The sequence below is a fragment of the Knoellia aerolata DSM 18566 genome, assembly GCF_000768695.1.
Lineage (GTDB): Bacteria > Actinomycetota > Actinomycetes > Actinomycetales > Dermatophilaceae > Knoellia > Knoellia aerolata.
In genome coordinates this window covers 1-16,168 of record NZ_AVPL01000067.1, presented here as the reverse complement: position 1 = coordinate 16,168, position 16,168 = coordinate 1, and the positions used below count along the sequence as shown (strand labels likewise).

The window sequence follows — 16,168 nt, the reverse complement described above, 5'->3', positions numbered from 1 at the left end:
AGGCGGGCGGACTCGGCCTCCATCTGGTTGAGGCTGGCCGCCTCGGCGACGGACCGCGCCTTCACCGTGCTGGCCTGGGCGGCCTGCTGGGCGGCCAGGGCGTCGAGGGTGGCCTTGGCGGCGGTCGCCCTGTCGCGGGCCTTCGTGGCGGCGGCCAGCGTGGACTCGGCCTTGCGCTTGGCCTTCTCGGAGTCGGCGCGCAGCGCGGAGAGTCGGTCCTCCTGCGCGGTCTGGTTCGCCCTGGCGGTCGCGAGAGCGACCATCGACTGGCTCTGAAGGTCCATGACCGTGCCTATGAGCGCGATCCGGTCGGCGAACTGCTGCGGCGACGTCGACGTCATGGCCATGTCGAACTCGCCGAAGCCCTGCTCCTGGTAGATCTGGGCGGCGAACTGCGCGACCTGGCCCCGGCTCTCGACGATCTCGGAGCTCGTCGCAGTGAGATCCTCCTGCGCCTTGGTCTCGTTGGCCTGGGCGACCTCGAGCTCCTGGGCGGCGATGGCGTTGGCGGTCTCGGCGCGACCGGCGGCAGCCCGGGCCTGGGTCAGCGCGGCCTGGGCACCGGGCAGCTGCGACTGGGTGGAGCGCAGGGCGAGGTAGGCCTCGGCGAGGTCGGCATTGGTGTCGTGCAAGGCCTCACGCAGTTGCTCGGCCTGGGCGTCGACTCGCTGCTTCTGCCGACCGGGGTCGGGTTCGGCCTGGAGCGCCGTCGACGAGGGACTGACCAGCGCCACGGAGCCCAGCAAAGCCACGGCGAGGCCGGCAGATCGGCGCACGGTGGCCCGTCCGGACGCAGGGGTTCGCCACATGGTCACCATTAGTAACACGTGTCACCTTCCAAGGGAACATCCCGCGCCGACGAGTTGCCTGCAGAAAGCGTGCATCAGTTCGGGACCGGCTCGGGCCGTCCAGGGCTCCGAGGGTGCGGATTCCAGCTGGACCATCAGCTGCCGCAAAAGGCGACCGGCCCCGCCGGTTGTGGCGTGCTCGAGGTCAAAAGACTGACCCCCACTCCCAGAAGTACTTGTAGGTTTCGTCAGTGGCAATGGCCCACCGTCATCACGGAGGGCCATCACTGGGGACAACTTTGGGATGCACGGGACCTTCCGTCGACCAGGGGCGCGCCAACAATGGCAAGCCCTCCGTGGTGCAGATCCGCGAACCGGGGGAGAGGCCCTCATGCGTCGAGGTAGTGGCTGAGCGGGGCTAGGGGTAGCGCACGAGTCCGGGTACAGCAGGCTCCTGGAGACGATCCACGGGACTTGAAGGTTCCAACAGCGTATACCCGTCTTAATACGGTCCATGACCTCGCAGCGTCAGCGCCAAGGTCCTCGAGGACGAGATTATTACCGTCCGCGCTATGCGGAAATTGCTACACCGGCAGACCGCCTGGTATCAGCGACGCCGGCCACCGAGCGCGCCTGCCAGTCAACGGCGAGTGCTTGGACCGAACCCCACGACGCGCGGTACGACCTGGGCATAACGCGGGTGCGGTAGCCGAGCTTCTGCAGAGCCGGCACGTGCTCATCGGACTCCAGACGCATCAGGCCGTTGTCGAGCTTGAACCGGGGTGCCGGAACCGCGGCCGCCAGTGGCTGGCCGAGCAACGCCCACCTCAGCACCACGGAGGCGGTGGTGTTGGGGATCTGGCTGCCGCCGGGGGCGCCGATCACCAGGGCCGGGCGTCCGTCGCTTCCGAGGACCATGGACGGGGAGCTCCACGTGACCGACCGGCGTCCCGGTTGCGGGCGGTTCGCCGCCCCGTTGCCGATGAGGTTGAAGCGTCCGAGCTGGTCGTTGAGGAAGAACCCGCCGGTGTAGGTCTCCGAGCCCCAGTAGCTCGTGATGGTATTGGTCATGGAGACCGCCATGCCGTCGTCGTCGACGACGGAGATGTGGGTGGTGTTGGGGTCGCCGGAGTTGTCCGGGCCGGTTCTGGCGCGGGGCTCGCGCTTGAGGGTCTTGGCGAGCGCCTCATTGCGAGAACGATCTGTGATGTCGGCGAGGGGAACGTCGACGAAGTCCGGGTCGCCGAACCAGCGGTGCACCGAGCGTTCGGCCACCTGCCATCCGCGTGACTGCATGTCGATGAATTGTGGTGAGTCCGGGTCCACGTCGCCGATACCCAGGGCTTCGGCGATCTGCGCCATCTGGATGATCGCGCCCCCCGGAAGGGCGGGCGCCCCCGAGAGGAACGTGAAGTCGCCGAGGCGGCCATTGGCGGGCGTGGAGTGTTGGATCTTGTATGCCTTGAGTGATGCAGCGTCGAGCCCCGGCACCTCAGTGAATTGCCGCGTCAGGGAACCGTCGTAGACGGCGTTGGCGCCCTCGGTTGCCAGCACTCGCATCGTCGCGGCGAGGTCCTTCTGCACCAAGGTGTCACCGCGACGCAGAATGCTGCCGTCGCTGCGGTGGAAGTGCCTGAGGTCGCGGACCACTCGGCGGCCGCGGACGGTAGCGAGCGTCTCCGCGAGGTAGGCCGAGACCGGACCTCCGTTCTCGGCGATGGCGATCGCCGGTTCGAGGAGGTCGGCCCACTTCTGTGTCCCGTAGCGCTCGTGGAGGTCGGCCATACCCGCGACGAACCCGGGTGTCCCCACGCCACTCTCTGGCACCTTGCCCGACTGGGCGACGACCTCGCGGTAGTCGTGGTTGGCCTGCTGCTTCCCGCGGGCGACGATGCTGACCCCGCCCCCGCCGATGCCCGAGGACGCGGGCTGCATGACGGCGTCGGCGAAGGCTGCAGCGATGGCGGCATCGACGGCGTTGCCGCCGCGGCCCAGGACAGCCATGGCCGCCTCGGTGGCCAGGGGGTGACCGGTGTTGGCCCCATGCGCTCCCAACGCCGGGGGACGTGGGGACCGTTGGTCACGTGAGGAGGCCGCCATCGTGGAAGACGGTTCATCTGTTCCGTTCGTGCACCCGCCGACGAGCAAACCTGTGGCGAAGAGCCCAGTGATTGCCTGACGTCGGCTCGGCCGAGCGTGAGGGACTGACGTGTTGTTGGGGTTCATGCGCGTCCTTTCGCGATGTTGGCGAGCCAGGCGGCGCGCAGTATCCGTTCCAGCGGGCCGACACCCCAGCGACGCACCCACAGGGTGGCAAAGGCGGTGAAGCTGAGGACCAGCCCGATTGTCACCGGGACGCCCACAACCCGCGACTCGATCCGACCGCCCATCGCGGCGATGACGAAGAAGTGGATGACGTAGAGCGTAAAGGCGAGCTGGCCGACGTGCGCCAGCGGCAGCGCCCACCGTGAAATCTTGGGCCAGAAGTACAAAGCACCACCGATGATGAATGTGGCGCTGCCGATGCTGCTGACCAACCACAGGGGCATCTGGCCGTGGGCCGCACCGGTCAGCAGTCGCCCCCATCCGGAGTCCGCTCGAGCGCCGAGGATCATCGCCGACATCTGGCCCGTAACGAACGCGACTACCGCGGCGGCAGCGCCGAGGATCACCATGCGCCGCTGCAAGGTTCGGTCACGGAGGTTTTGGCGCCCGAGCCACATCCCCGCCAGGAACGGCACCACCCAGACAAGCAGGGGGTACGCGCCGGACAGGAAGAGCGAGTGCAGGATCGTGCTTGGTGTCTCACCCAGCGTCGGCATACGGGTCTTGTGCTCGCCAGGGATCTGGTCGGCCAGCACGATGACCGGGCCCACGAGGAGCATGAGGAGCGTGACGGCGGCCAGGGCACGGTCCGAGAGGCGTCTCCACAGCAGCGCACCGAGGAACAGCACCCCGTAGGTGGGCAGGATGACGCTCACCGCGGGGGTGAGGACCTGGAGGGCGAGGCCACCAAGAAGGAAGATCAGGGCCCTCCACAGCAGCACCGGCCACCGGCCGGAGTGGTGCTGTCGGGAGGCTTGAAACAGCGACATGCCGACGCCTGCAAGGACGACGAAGAGGATGGAGGCCCGGCCAAATGGCAGCGTCCACACCTTGTTGAACCAGCCGTCGGAACGCACCGTGCCAAGGTTGATCATCATCATGCCGATGAGAGCCACACCCCTGGCAGCGTCAACAGCGGCAAGTCGCCCAGCGCTGTGAGTGTTGGGTAGGCGAGGAGTCGCTGACGCGCGGGCCTCGGTCATGGTCTGTGCTCCAAAAGAATAGGGGGGTGCGGGGTGGCGTCCGCGCGGTTCGTGCTCGGCGGCGCGGCGACGGCGCGCGTCGCAATGGTTGACGGCGAAGGGTCTCGAACCAAGGCCTGATGAACGGCGTCAGTGCTCTCTGGTTGCCGGTGCTGCAGCAGGGTTGCCGGTGCTGCAGCAGGTGGTGGCGCGGTCGTGGCACCTACCGCACTCCCGGTCGGGCCGGGCCCAAAGCACCGCACCTCGGCGTGACCACAACCGGGAGAGCACGTCGGTTTGTGCCCCGCGCGAGGGCCGCCGCCGGGGCGACAGGACGTGCTTTGGGCCCCCGAAGCCGAAGAGGCCTGGACGTCCACGGCTTCCGCGGACGAAGGGGCAGGGCCCATCTACGTTCTATGGACGCATAGCCGTTCGGGGGCACCGGCGTAGACCGCGCGTGCTGTCCACAGCTCGGCATCGCTAGACGAGGGACGAAGCTGGCTGACCATCGACCGTAGGTCGACCCAGGCAGCACCACGAGGGGGCAGTTGCTCGCGGACCGCTTGGAACTTGCGAGGTGCCGTACGGGCCCGACTGCCCTCATCGAGTCCATGCGGCGCGTGGCTACTAGGCGAGTGGTGGTGGTTCGCGGTTGCTGCGCCTCCGAGCGAATGAGTTGTCGCGTGGGCACCCGCGGCGAAACCCCACACTGCTCCAGTGGCGCAAACGAGGATGACAAGCAGACGCAGCAAGCGCCTACCCAGATCCTTCCCCGAAACCATGAGGCGATTGTAGGCGAGCCCGGGTGGCACCGGCCGAAGACATGCCGCACACGACGGGCAGCAGTGGTCTTCGCGAAGACCACTGCAACGTCGGCTCAAAGTGAACCTCTGATTGAAGGATGGCGGATCGCTCTTCTGGGTGTGGTCATGGTTAGGCCGGGTCGCTGTGAGTGGTGGGGACGCGTCCGAGGTCGCGGTCGCTCAGCCGGTATGAGTCGTTTTAGAGCGATGACTCGGCCTGGTGGACTAATAGGGCGATCATCGCGGCGGCCACGACGTCGTCGAAAACTTCGCCCCAAGGGGCTGAAGGGTTTGTTGGAGGTGACGATCAGCGCGGCCCGCTCGTGGCGGGAGGACGCGAGCTGGGGGAACAGGTTGGCTGCTTTGGGTTCGAGGAGGATGTACCCGACCTTGTCGATGATCATCAGCAGGTAGCGACCCAGGCACCATGATCGCGCTAGAATACCCCTACCGGGTATAAAGTCGGCGGAGGTAGCGGGCCGTGAGACGGCTTGGCTGTCAGCGCACGAGCAGCACCCCGGCGGCCGCGAACGCCACTACGAGCGAGGTCACGAGCATGACCTGCCGGCCGTAGGTCGTAGTACGGGGGAGCTCGCGTAGGGGGAAGAGCAGTTGGCGGCCGGTCGTGTACGTCGCTAACGATGCGAGGAACACTAGGCCGCCCCCGGACACGCCGATGGTCAGGACCGTGCTGACTGCCGCGACACAGATAAGGAGTGCCGTGGCGGACTCCAGGAGCTGGACGGGAATCCGTCGGACCCCAATCCGGCGGTTGGAGGACCAGACACCCCACCGGGAACGGGTGGGCCGGCCGACGCAACAGCCGCCCAACAGGCAGCCGAGGCGCCCAACGGCCATGCCGAGCAGCAGGGCCGGGCCGGTGACGTCGAGCAAGGGACCTGTCGGGATGCTCAGGGCCCTGCTGCCGAGGAGGAGCGTCAGGCCGACGGTGATGACGAAGCCCTGGACGGACATGCCGACCGTGAGAATGCGCTTTCGCTCGTGGGGGTGGGTGGACAGGTAGTACGTCTTGGCGCCGACCAGTCCGAGAAGACAGGCAATGAGCGTCAGGAGTGCGACGCGCCCTACGGGAAGACCCAGACGGCCGGCAAGGAACGCCTGCACCCCCACGCCGAGTAGGGCGCCTAGGGACACTAGGGCAGGCCACGCGCCCATCACGACTCCGGGGGCGAGCACCAGGGTGACCGGAGCGTAAAGGGTCCTTCCGGAGACAGAGCTGACGGGTAGAAGGGGATCTTCGTGGACCGCCCACTGTTGCGTCGGTTCGTCCGAGACGAGGGTCACCGGCCAGGCTTGGACGTCCCAAGTGCCTTCCTCAGCGTCGGTGATCCGTGTGGTCACGCTGATTGGTCCGGTACCCGGAACAACTGGGGCGACCTTTGTCAGGGTAGTGAAGTCGGCCGGCCTCTTGCGGTCGGTTCCTTGGCGCCGACCTTCAAGATAAACGTCGACGGTGTACGGATCACCGCTCGGCTCCGTGTCGAACCAGTAGGTGACTCCCAGCGACTGTGGCTGCATGTCGCCGATTGGGCCGCAGGACAGGGACGTCACTACCGTGCCGGATGACTGGCCGCTGCGCGCCAAAAGGGGCCGCCGCTTGTTCGAGCCGTCCTTGATGCCGGATAGGGCCCTCGTGGGCGTAGCGGACGTGCGCTGGTCTGGGGATGAGGGGCTGGATCCGGCGAGCGGGCGTGCCCCCTTGGGCGTCTTCGCGCGCAGCCCGGAAAGTGACTCCGGAGGGTGGCCAGTCGTGCGGCTGGCGCCCCTCTGTTCAACGGAAGTGCCGCGGGTTCTGCCGGCGGTGCTCGCCAAATCCGACGCGAGGCTCCGGCGGGTCAGGGGAGTTGGGTCGGGCGGTGGGACGTGCCTTCCCGCGGGTGTGGGTAAGCCCGGCCCCGGCGGGGTCGATGCCTTCCAAAAGGCCCCACCTGTGCCGGGACTGGGGCGGATGGTTGACTGATCTGTTGGGTTCTGTGGATCCGTCGAAGCCGGGCCATTGCGCGGGTGTCCTTGTTTGCGGTTCTTGGCCATGGTGCTCCTTGGGCCGTGTGGTGTGTGTTAAGGCGGAGGTAGTTGAACGCCTTCCGGCGCATGCCGGTGCGGGGTTACTCGCCAGCTCGTCGCAGGGAGCTAGGTCATCGGGAAGCGGTCGGCGAGCCTCGGCCGGGGCGCAGGATTGCTTGCGCCGTGTTCGTCAACTCCTGATATCGGGGGTGCCCGCCCGTACGGGGGCGGGGTACCCCGAAACTAGAGACGCAGGGTGTCGGTTTGACGGCTTGGTTCTGAAGATTTGGCGAAGATTAGTTGCAGCGGCCTTGGCGTATCCCGCCGAGACGCTCGCGACCAGCCCCGCGACCCTGCGCCAACCCCGTCGCCGATCAACTTCCAGTACTCATCCTCGCGAGCAAGGCGGCGCGCTTACGTCCTGGTCGTCCCATGTCCACCCCTTCGTCCAAGCCGGGGTGCTGCGTTGAGTCGTAGAACTCAAGGACGCCAGGGGGTTCATTTTCAGCCGACGTTGACACGGTCTCGGCCCTGCACCGTCCCTCGCAGTTTGAGCGCGAGAGTCTCTTGCCGACGCCATGACCTGCTGGCCTCGCTGGCCCCGGTCAGACCGGGCGGCCGGTCGGCTCGGCGTGTGTGGCGCGTTCCGCCTGAAAGGTCTGTTTTTGCGGGTCCAGACTCCACAGGCCCCAGGCCAGCACGCCGAGGGGGAGTTCGATGAGGTTCGTGAAGATCGACACCAGTACGACCGCTGCGGCCGAGAGGGCTGGGTCGGCTCCCAGAGCGACGAGCGCCGCGGCGGTACCCATCTCTGTGATACCGATGCCACCCGGCGTGATCCCCACACCTGCGAGCAGCCGCCCGATGGCGAAGGCCGCGAACGAAGGAGTGAATGCGAGTTGGATGCCGGTCACGTGCAGGGCGATGAGGAAGATGGCCAGCTGAGCGGCAAAGAAACCGACCATGCCGAGAGTGAGCCAGTGCCATGCCTCGCGGACCCGCTCGATGATCTGGGCGCGGGCGTCGCTCATGGCAGCCTGCGCCCGGCCGGCGCGGTGAGCGCGCGGGAAGACCCAGCCACCGAGTCGGTCGACGGCTCTGCCCACGGAGTCCGCGACATGGGCGGACACGATGATGCCGAGGAAGAGGGCGAGGATGAGCGCTCCCGAGACCCCGGCACCCCACGCAGCCTGACGCAGGACCGCGGGCAGCTCGGGGCGAGCGAGCGCGAGGAACCCGATGGCGAGGATCGGCAGGGCGACCCGGGACAGGGTGTTCCAGACCCCGGTGACGATGGCGGAGGTCGCGACAGCGCCCGCGGAGAAACCCCAGGACCGGCAGATGAAGAATGTCGCCGCCAAGCCGACCGCGCCACCACCAGGCAACAACTTGGAGACAGCGGATCCGGCGGTGTTCACGGTGAGCGCCTTGGGGATGGTCAAGCCTGGCAATGAAGCACGCATCGTGATGGCGTAGGAGATCAGGAACGCCATCGTGAACACGAAACAAGCCGCCAGCGCCGTGGCGGGCACGGTTCGCAGCACGCCAACCATGTCACCCCACGTCGTTTCGGTCACGCGCGGCAGGACCCAGCCGAGGAGTGCGAGAGCGATTGCAAGGCTGAGAAGGAGACGCAGGACTGACGCGACGGTCGGTCTAGGCAGGATCATCTGGCGTGCAGTTGGGTCGGTCATCAGGAGCCATCCTTCCGCATGCGACCCTGTACGACGTGAAGGTGGCCATGATTTCGGACTGTTACCCGCCGCGCGTCGGCGGGATCGAGTCGCAGGTGCGCGACCTGAGCGTCCAGCTGGTCGCGGCCGGACACGAGGTCGAAGTATTCACCGCAACCAACGGCGTTGATAGGCAGCGCAACGGCGCGTCTGAGGTAATCGACGGGGTCACCGTCCATCGACTGGGGGCCCGAGTACCCTTCGGGCTGCCGGTCAACCCGGGCGCGCGTGACCTGCTGCGAGCCCGTCTGGCGCAGGGCGGGTTCGACGTCGCCCATGCGCACGTTGGAGTCATCAGTCCATTCGCCGTGGATGCCGGGGACATCGCACTCGACCTCGGGATCCCACTCGCCGCGACATGGCACTGCGTCCTCGGTCGGTGGGAGCCGTTTGTCCGCAGGCTCGGTTATGCCCGGCGGTGGGCGGACGCGGGTGCGGCGTTGCATGGCGTCTCGGAGAGGGCTGCGGAGCAGGTTCGCCGGATGGCACCCGGTGCAGAGGTTGGGGTGCTCCACAACGGGATCGACCCCGGGAAGTGGCGTGCTGACGAGCCCGGTCTGGGGTCGCATACGGCGCACGCGGCTGAGCCGCTGAGGGTGGTCCTTGCGATGCGCTTCACACCACGCAAGCGGCCGTTGTCCGTGATCGGCATCGTGCGGCGGGCTCGGCTCCTCAGCTCGGAGCTGATAACGCTCGAAATTTGCGGCGGCGGACCGTTGCTCGGCCTCGTCCGCTTGGTCGTGCGCTGGCGTGGTTGGACGGGCTGGGTATCGCTCCCAGGGCGGATCGATCGGAAGCAGTTGATGGAGCACTACGGTGCGGCGGACGTGTATCTCGCGTCCTCGCGGTACGAGTCGTTTGGGATAGCGGCACTGGAAGGGCGGACGGTCGGACTGCCTGTGGTTGCGCTGCGGGGAAGCGGCAGCGAGGACTTCGTTACCGACGGCATCACAGGATTGGTGCGAGATGGTGACGAAGGCATGGCCGCCGGCCTCGTGGAACTCGTTCATGACCGGGACTTGTTGCGGCGTCTGCGTTCCCACAACGAGACCGTTCCGCCGGAGCAGGACTGGGATCAAGTCCTGCGGGCCGTGAGACACGAGTACGTCCGCGCGGTGGCGCGAACGGCCCGATCGTCGACATCTTGAATCTGACGTGTTATCGGCGACGTCATCTCCTCAGCCTCGTCCCTAATAAGTTCGCCGGAGGCGGGCTTGATTGGGCTCGCGGGGTGACGCTGGTGAGAGCACCAGTTGACGGCCCGGATTCGCCGACGGGGTGTTTCAGGGTGGTTCTCGGTCGTGCCGTCCCCGGCGCGTGGTCAGGTCCGTGGGGTCGTAGCTCTCCCAAGCGAATCGGAGGTTGGGTCAGGTCCCAATATGACGTTGCCGCCGGTCCCGGACCTTGCTGCTGACGGTGTCCCTGTCGCGGTGACCTACGGGGCTGCTGGGCTTCTCCGGGCAGGTCTTCTACGCCGGAAAGCTACACCCGATCGGCCAGCGCGACCTGGTCGACCCGTGCGCCACCCATGCCGCGCTCGAGGTGCACACCCGACGACCCGGGGTTCGGGCACCGGTTTTGTCGCCGACGAGCTCACCGACGCTGGCCACGCCGTGTCCGAGCGACGAGTGCGACGGCTGTGCTCCCAGGCGGGGATCGTGTCCGCGCACTCCGGCAAGCGGGGACGGACACGTCGGCGCTGGACGATCGGCACCGCGATGGTTCTGCAGGTCATGCTCGAAATCCGTCCGAAATCCCGGGCAGACCTCCTGACGGCCGACACCCACACCTGGATCTGGCTCGACTGAGCCCTACTGCACTGGGCTTCGACCGACGCGAAGGGAGCTCACGCCCAGCCACGGGGGACCGCGCGGACATACGCGTCGTAATTGTCGAAGAACTGAGCCCGCAAGGCGCCTCCTCGGCCGGAATCTGCAATCGATCGATCACGCGACGAACCCCGCGACCGGTACGACGGCGATCAGCCGGCTACGTGCCACGGCATGACCGGCGAGCGAACCTGCCATGCCGATGTACTCGGGATTGCGCGTCATCCGGTGTGCCCCTTCGGTCACGAGCGCGCCGTCACCACGTCGCGGGACGTCGGATGGACCGGGGTCCGGTGGCGGTGAAACTCCCTGACCGATGAAACCAGAAGTGCTGCCGAGGCTGCCGCAAGCCACCCGCAGCCGGCGGGCGCACCTTGGTGTGTGGCGGGGTCGCCTAAGCGAGAAGGTGCTGCGCGACGACGGCATCCCCGGCCAGCCCGAGTGGGGGACTCGTGTCTGGAGCTTCATCGCTGACCCTTGGTTCATGGTGGTTCGTCCGTCTATCGCCCTGGCCTCGCCGATGAAGGGCCTTGAGGCGCCGCATCCGCAGGATGATGGTCACGACGAAGACCGGGGAGAACGGGATGGTGGCGCCTGCGAGCAGGGGGTTGAGCGTGCCAACCGCGGCGAGGGGGTAGCGCTGCGACGTTGTAGGCGAACGCCCAGAACAGGTTGCTCTCGATGATCGCCAGCGTGCGGCGGGTCAGCCGGATCGCATCGGCCCCCATGCGCAGGTGGCCCCGCACGAGGGTGAGGTCGCTGGGCTCGATGGCGACGTTGGACTACGCCGTGCGGCCATAGGCCGAGGATGTCCGCCACCGCGGTTTTCTGCTGGCCTACGCGTTGGTTGCGGCGGCCTACAGGTTCAGCCACCGACTACGCAACCAGGATGAGCCACGCTGCTTCCAGGGCCCCAACGTGTCACGAGGATGCAAGACGCGACCGGCCGAGGATGGTCTGACCGTCGCAGCCCTCACTTTGCTTCTGCGATCTTGGAAAGCGCGGCTGCTATCTGAGCGTCGCGGCCCTGTGCGGCGTGCTGGTAGCGGAGCGCAGCCTGGGGCGTGGAATGTCCCAGTCTGCCCATGAGCTCAGCCAGCGTGGCCCCCGTTTGTGCCGCCAAGACGGCGCCGGTGTGCCTTAAATCGTGCCAGCGCAGGTCGCTACGTCCAGCCGCGACCCGTGCGGGGTAGAACACGCGGTAGAGGGTCGAGGGTGCAATGTGCGAGGCACCATCGGTGGCTGGGAAAAGCAGTGCCTCCCTGCCACGCACGGGCATCGAGTCGACGTGCACTTTGAGCAGCGGCAGTAGGTGCGGCGGGATCGCCACGTCGCGTGTGCCCGCTTCTGACTTGGGGGTGCCGACAACTATGAGCCCATCGGCGCGCACGACCCCTCGTCGTACATGGATGACGCCGTTCTTGAGGTCGACGTCCTTGCGACGGAGCTCAGTGACCTCTCCAAAGCGCAAAGCACACCAGGTCGACAGCATGAGCATCGGACGGTACTTCATGGGAAGCGCCGCGGCGATCATCTCCAGCTCGGCGAGCGTTGCGGGCTTGACCTTCCGAACACGCTTCGTAGTGCTTGCAGCTCGGATGTGGCACGGGTTCACGGGGATCTTCTCGTCGACCACAGCTGTGCCCAAGATCGTGCGCAACAGCCCGTAAGCGTGGGCTCGCAGGGTCGGCTTGGAGCGGTCTAGGTTTGAGTACCACTCCCGCACGGACTCACTCGTGATCGCCTTCAACGGGACGACGTCGAACGTTGGCAGTATCTGCCGCTCGAGCAACGCTTCGTAGTGGATGTGAGTGCGCGGCTTGAGGTCTCGACGCGCAAGCCAGCGCGGTGCATACTCACCGAGGGTCAGCGCCCGCGGCTGGTCGCTCAGCCTGCTCGGGGGAGTCCAGCGGTCCTCACTGATTCGACGACGTTCGCCCACGAGCCATGCCTCGGCGTCGCCACGGGTGTCGAAGGTGTGCGGGGCGTTGTGAAGCGTCGCGTCAGGTCCGGTGTAGCGCGCGCGGTAACGCTTGCTCGGTAGACGCTGGATCTGCCCGAACGATCTTTTGCCCATGCGCCAGTCACCCTCCAGATTCGCGTTTCGTGTCGGATACGTGTCGGATGAGAGTCTATTCGTGTCGGATTAGGTCCACCAGTGACCAGCGTCAATGGTTGGTGAAGGCGCAGGTCAGGAGTGGTTTATGCCGCTCAAAACCTGATTCCATAAAAACGCGAAAATCTGGTTCGATCCCAGTATCGCCCACCACGAAGACAGCCCCCGACCTGCCGGTCGGGGGCTGTTTCGTGCGCCAGCCGTGTCGGCGACGACCGGCCGTTCGGCCGATACCATCGAGTCCGACGCCTCGGGCCGACTGGCCGGCACTCACTCACCCCTGCAAGGAGCGATGCCCCATGGGCGGACACCACGCGCGTCACGGAGCGGACGACTCGGCGCCGATGCGCTGGCTTGCCGTTGCGGTGATCGTGCCCATCGCCATCGCGACTCTCGCCGCGATGGTGTGGTTGTGGCCGTCCGAGGGCGTGGCCAGGACGGCTCAGGAGTCCGGGGGGGAACAGTTCAACGGCCGAGTGCTCTCGGCCGAGACGACTGCGTGCCCAGAGGGCCAGCCTGTCGGCGAGCGGTGCGGCACGCTCCGGGTGCGCCTGGGTGAGGGCTCCGACGGTGAGGTCGTCGAGACGCCCCTGCCCACCGGCCCGGGAGCGCCCCCGATCACCGAGGGCGAGGACGTCGTGGTCCTCCGGTTCGACACCCCCGAGGGCGGCGAGTATGCCGTCGTCGACCATCAGCGGGCCCGCCCCCTCGTCCTCCTCGGGATCGCCTTCACGCTGGCGCTGGTCGCCTTCGGCCGGTGGCGTGGCCTGTCCGCACTGGCCGGCCTGGGCGTGACGTTCGCGCTGCTCGTGTACTTCGTCGTTCCGGCCATCGTCGGTGGCGAGTCCCCGCTGCTCGTGGCCATCGTCGGCTCGGCAGCGATCATGCTGACGGTTCTCTACCTCACGCACGGCTTCACGTTGTCGACGACCGTGGCCGTGCTGGGGACCCTCATCAGCCTGACCCTGACGGGTGTGCTCTCGGCGGTCACCGTCTCCGCGCTCCACCTCACGGGGATGACCGACGACCTCTCCACGTCCGTGGGACTGTCGCTCGAGATCAACATGGAGGGACTCCTCCTGGCGGGCATCGTCATCGGCTCCCTTGGTGTGCTGGACGACGTCACGGTCACCCAGGCCGCCACGGTGACCGAGCTGGCTCACGCCAACCCGGCCTACGGATTCAGGGATCTCTACCGCGCCGCCAGCCGGGTTGGGCGTTCGCACATCGCCTCCGTGGTCAACACCATCGTCCTGGCGTATGCCGGGTCGTCCCTGCCACTGCTCATCCTCATCGTGTCGAGCGACAACTCCCTCGGTGGTGCCCTGACCGACCAGGTGATCGCGCAGGAGATCGCTCGCAGCGCGGTCGCCACGCTCGGGCTGGTGGCGGCGGTGCCGATCACGACCCTCCTCGCAGCACTGACGCAGAAGCGTGTGCAGGAGCTCGTGCCCTCCGGCGCGACCGGCGAGGGCTGAGCCAGGTCCTCCGGACACGCGGTGGCACACGCCACGATCGTCCATCGACACGAAGGAACGTCACATGACGCGCTACACACTGAGACTTGCTTCCGCCACAGCAGCCGCTGCCCTCGGGGCCGTCCTGGCATCCACCTCAGCATCGGCAGCACCTTCGGACGCCGCCACGTACGGCCAGCATGTTCGAGAATGCGTCCAGTCCATGGGCTTCGACCAGACCCACAACCCCGGCATGCACCAAGGCATCTCGATGTGGAGCCCCACCCACACCTGTTGAGGCCACGGCGACGTCGTGCGAGCGAGGTCAGGCCCGGTGAAGGGGAAGCCGGATGGTGAACTCGGCTCCGCTCCCGGGTCCGGGGCTTGATGCGGACAGTCCTCCGCCGTGTGCCTCGACGAGTGCCTTGCTGATGGTCAGGCCGATGCCGCTGCCGCCGCGCACGCGGCTGCGGGCCGGGTCGGCGCGGTAGAACCGCTCGAAGACGTGGACCAGATGATGTGCCTCGATCCCTTCGCCGTTGTCCGTCACGGTGATCTCGACCCAGCCGGGGTCGGGCTTGCTCACGGAGACCCGGACGTGACCGCCGGGGGGTGTGTGCTGCAGCGCGTTGTCGAGCAGGTTGGCCAGCACCTGCGCCATGCGGTCCGGGTCGGCCATCACGGAGCCCACAGGCCGGATGTCCGGTTCGAGGGTCACTCGTTTCGCGTCGTACGTGTCGTGGGCAGCCGCCGTGGCCGACTCCACCAATGTGCTCGTCTCCGTGGGCACCGGTCGGAGGTCGAGCCCCCCTTCCTCCGCTCGGGCGACGGCGCCGATGTCCTCGGCGAGGCGCTGGAGGCGGGCCGTGTTGCCGTGCAACACCTCGAGAGTCTGGTCGTCAAGGCCGCGAACACCGTCCTCGATCGCCTCCAGGTGGGCTTCGATGCTGCCCAACGGTGTCCGCATCTCGTGCGCGAGGTCGGCCAGGAGGCGTCGGCGGGTGGTTTCGACGTCGCCGAGGCGCTGGGCGAGATCGTTGATGGTGGTGGCGAGCTGGTCGAACTCGGACCCCAGGCCGGGGCTGGGCACCTGTGACCGGTAGTGCCCGCTCGCGATCTTGGAGGCGGAGTGAGCGACGGCAGCGGTCGAGCGCTGCACGCGCCGCGTGAAGAACGCCGTGACCCCAAGAGCGAGCACCACGGACGCCGTCAAAGCCACGCCCAGCGCGATGAGCAGGGCCGACCCGAACGCCTCCTCCACATGGCCGGCCTCGCTGGGGGAGTGACCGACGCCGGCCTGGCGCAGGTGGTCGTGGAAGATGCTCGGGCCGACGACAGAGGCAACCAGCCAGGTGGTGACAGCACCCGCGACCAGCACGAGCGTCTGAGCGATGAGCAGGCGCGGCGCCAGGCCGGCACGCCCCGACCCCCATGCCTGCCGCCGAGTCCGGGTCACTCGCCCGTCCCCATCCGGTAGCCGATGCCGCGCACCGTCCGGATGAAGCGGGCGGCTCCGGCGTCGTCGCCGAGCTTGCGCCGCAGATGGCCGATGTGGACGTCAACCAGGTGTTCGTCACCGACCCACGTCTGGCCCCACACCTGGTCGATGAGCTGGCGTCGGCTGAACGCCATCTGTGGTCGCGCCGACAGGACGGCCAGCACGTCGAACTCGGTCCGTGTCAAGGACACCGCTTCGTCGTCGAGCCAGACGTCGCGTCCGGTGGGATCGATGGCCAGGCTGCCGAACCTGCGCAAGGTCGGGCGGTCGTCTGCGCCGTCCATCGGGCGGGGCCGACGCCGCATGGCTCGAAGTCGTGCCACGAGCTCGCGCGGGCTGAAGGGTTTGGTCATGTAGTCGTCCGCGCCGACCGACAACCCGATCAGGGTGTCGAGCTCGTCGGCCCTCGCGGTCAGCATCACCACGTAGGCGTCGGAGAAGGTGCGCAGCTGACGGCACACCTCGATGCCGTCCTGGCCCGGAAGGCCGAGGTCGAGCACGACGACGTCGGGGTCGACGGCGCGAGCCGCCTGCACGGCGGCCACGCCGTCATGGCTGAGGCGGACCTCGTAGCCCTCGCGCTCGAGGTAGCTGCCGATGAGCGTGGCCATGGGCAGGTCATCCTCGACGAC

12 protein-coding genes and 1 pseudogene are annotated in these 16,168 nt (G+C 67.4%); 3 read left to right on the top strand and 10 right to left on the bottom strand.

Annotation, left to right across the window (positions count from 1 at the left end; translation table 11 throughout):
- From N801_RS16575 to N801_RS16555, 6 genes are all read right to left on the bottom strand, one after another.
- On the bottom strand, positions 1–809 hold an 809-nt coding region (locus tag N801_RS16575; protein ID WP_439330545.1), incomplete at its 3' end, for a hypothetical protein.
- Between the two features lie 549 nt (positions 810–1,358).
- Entirely contained in the window at positions 1,359–2,888 is a 1,530-nt protein-coding gene (locus N801_RS16570; protein ID WP_500683869.1) for a gamma-glutamyltransferase, read from the bottom strand.
- Positions 2,889–3,010: 122 nt separating this feature from the next.
- A complete protein-coding gene (locus N801_RS16565) occupies positions 3,011–4,096 on the bottom strand; it encodes a DUF418 domain-containing protein (RefSeq protein WP_084109154.1) in 1,086 nt (361 codons plus the stop codon).
- An 856-nt stretch (positions 4,097–4,952) separates the two neighbouring features.
- A complete protein-coding gene (locus N801_RS20395; RefSeq protein WP_281175710.1) occupies positions 4,953–5,282 on the bottom strand; it encodes an ATP-binding protein in 330 nt (109 codons plus the stop codon).
- Positions 5,283–5,376: 94 nt separating this feature from the next.
- The gene (locus N801_RS16560; protein WP_084109152.1) at positions 5,377–6,417 is read right to left on the bottom strand and encodes a prolipoprotein diacylglyceryl transferase; all 1,041 of its coding nucleotides are present in this window, start codon (positions 6,415–6,417) and stop codon (positions 5,377–5,379) included.
- Between the two features lie 1,091 nt (positions 6,418–7,508).
- Positions 7,509–8,597, bottom strand: coding sequence for a lysylphosphatidylglycerol synthase transmembrane domain-containing protein (locus N801_RS16555; protein ID WP_084109150.1), 1,089 nt, complete (start codon positions 8,595–8,597; stop codon positions 7,509–7,511).
- Between the two features lie 35 nt (positions 8,598–8,632).
- Between N801_RS16555 and N801_RS16550 the strand changes: the two genes are divergently transcribed.
- Together N801_RS16550 and N801_RS16545 are read left to right on the top strand one after the other, a co-directional pair.
- Positions 8,633–9,784 carry a glycosyltransferase family 4 protein gene (locus N801_RS16550; RefSeq protein ID WP_035940216.1) on the top strand — a complete coding sequence of 384 codons (1,152 nt, stop codon included), beginning with the start codon at positions 8,633–8,635 and terminating at the stop codon, positions 9,782–9,784.
- A 510-nt stretch (positions 9,785–10,294) separates the two neighbouring features.
- Positions 10,295–10,444, top strand: a complete 150-nt coding sequence (locus tag N801_RS16545; RefSeq protein ID WP_156996844.1) for a hypothetical protein — start codon at positions 10,295–10,297, stop codon at positions 10,442–10,444.
- A 415-nt stretch (positions 10,445–10,859) separates the two neighbouring features.
- Here N801_RS16545 and N801_RS21625 read toward each other — a convergent pair.
- Positions 10,860–11,247 (bottom strand): annotated as a pseudogene (locus N801_RS21625) (hypothetical protein); the annotation flags it as partial.
- 191 nt (positions 11,248–11,438) lie between these two features.
- On the bottom strand, positions 11,439–12,542 hold the full coding sequence (locus N801_RS16540; protein WP_035940211.1) for a tyrosine-type recombinase/integrase: 1,104 nt from the start codon (positions 12,540–12,542) through the stop codon (positions 11,439–11,441).
- 338 nt (positions 12,543–12,880) lie between these two features.
- Here N801_RS16540 and N801_RS16535 point away from each other — a divergent pair, with 338 nt between their 5' ends.
- A complete protein-coding gene (locus N801_RS16535; protein ID WP_035940208.1) occupies positions 12,881–14,059 on the top strand; it encodes a YibE/F family protein in 1,179 nt (392 codons plus the stop codon).
- 304 nt (positions 14,060–14,363) lie between these two features.
- Here the strand turns inward: N801_RS16535 and N801_RS16530 are convergent, their stop codons facing one another.
- On the bottom strand, positions 14,364–15,494 hold the full coding sequence (locus N801_RS16530) for a HAMP domain-containing sensor histidine kinase (protein WP_245618492.1): 1,131 nt from the start codon (positions 15,492–15,494) through the stop codon (positions 14,364–14,366).
- Positions 15,491–16,168 (bottom strand): response regulator (locus N801_RS16525; RefSeq protein WP_052113229.1); only part of this gene is annotated, 678 nt, incomplete at its 5' end. The genes N801_RS16525 and N801_RS16530, both read right to left, overlap by 4 nt.

Bases quoted from the DNA above. Each gene is read 5' to 3' on its own strand.
- N801_RS16570 (WP_500683869.1), bottom strand. From the start codon at position 2,888: ATGGCGGCCTCCTCACGTGACCAACGGTCCCCACGTCCCCCGGCGTTG.
- N801_RS16535 (WP_035940208.1), top strand. From the start codon at position 12,881: ATGGGCGGACACCACGCGCGTCACGGAGCGGACGACTCGGCGCCGATG.
- N801_RS16560 (WP_084109152.1), bottom strand. From the start codon at position 6,417: ATGCAGCCACAGTCGCTGGGAGTCACCTACTGGTTCGACACGGAGCCG.
- N801_RS16540 (WP_035940211.1), bottom strand. From the start codon at position 12,542: ATGGGCAAAAGATCGTTCGGGCAGATCCAGCGTCTACCGAGCAAGCGT.
- N801_RS16565 (WP_084109154.1), bottom strand. From the start codon at position 4,096: ATGACCGAGGCCCGCGCGTCAGCGACTCCTCGCCTACCCAACACTCAC.
- N801_RS16555 (WP_084109150.1), bottom strand. From the start codon at position 8,597: ATGACCGACCCAACTGCACGCCAGATGATCCTGCCTAGACCGACCGTC.
- N801_RS20395 (WP_281175710.1), bottom strand. From the start codon at position 5,282: ATGATCATCGACAAGGTCGGGTACATCCTCCTCGAACCCAAAGCAGCC.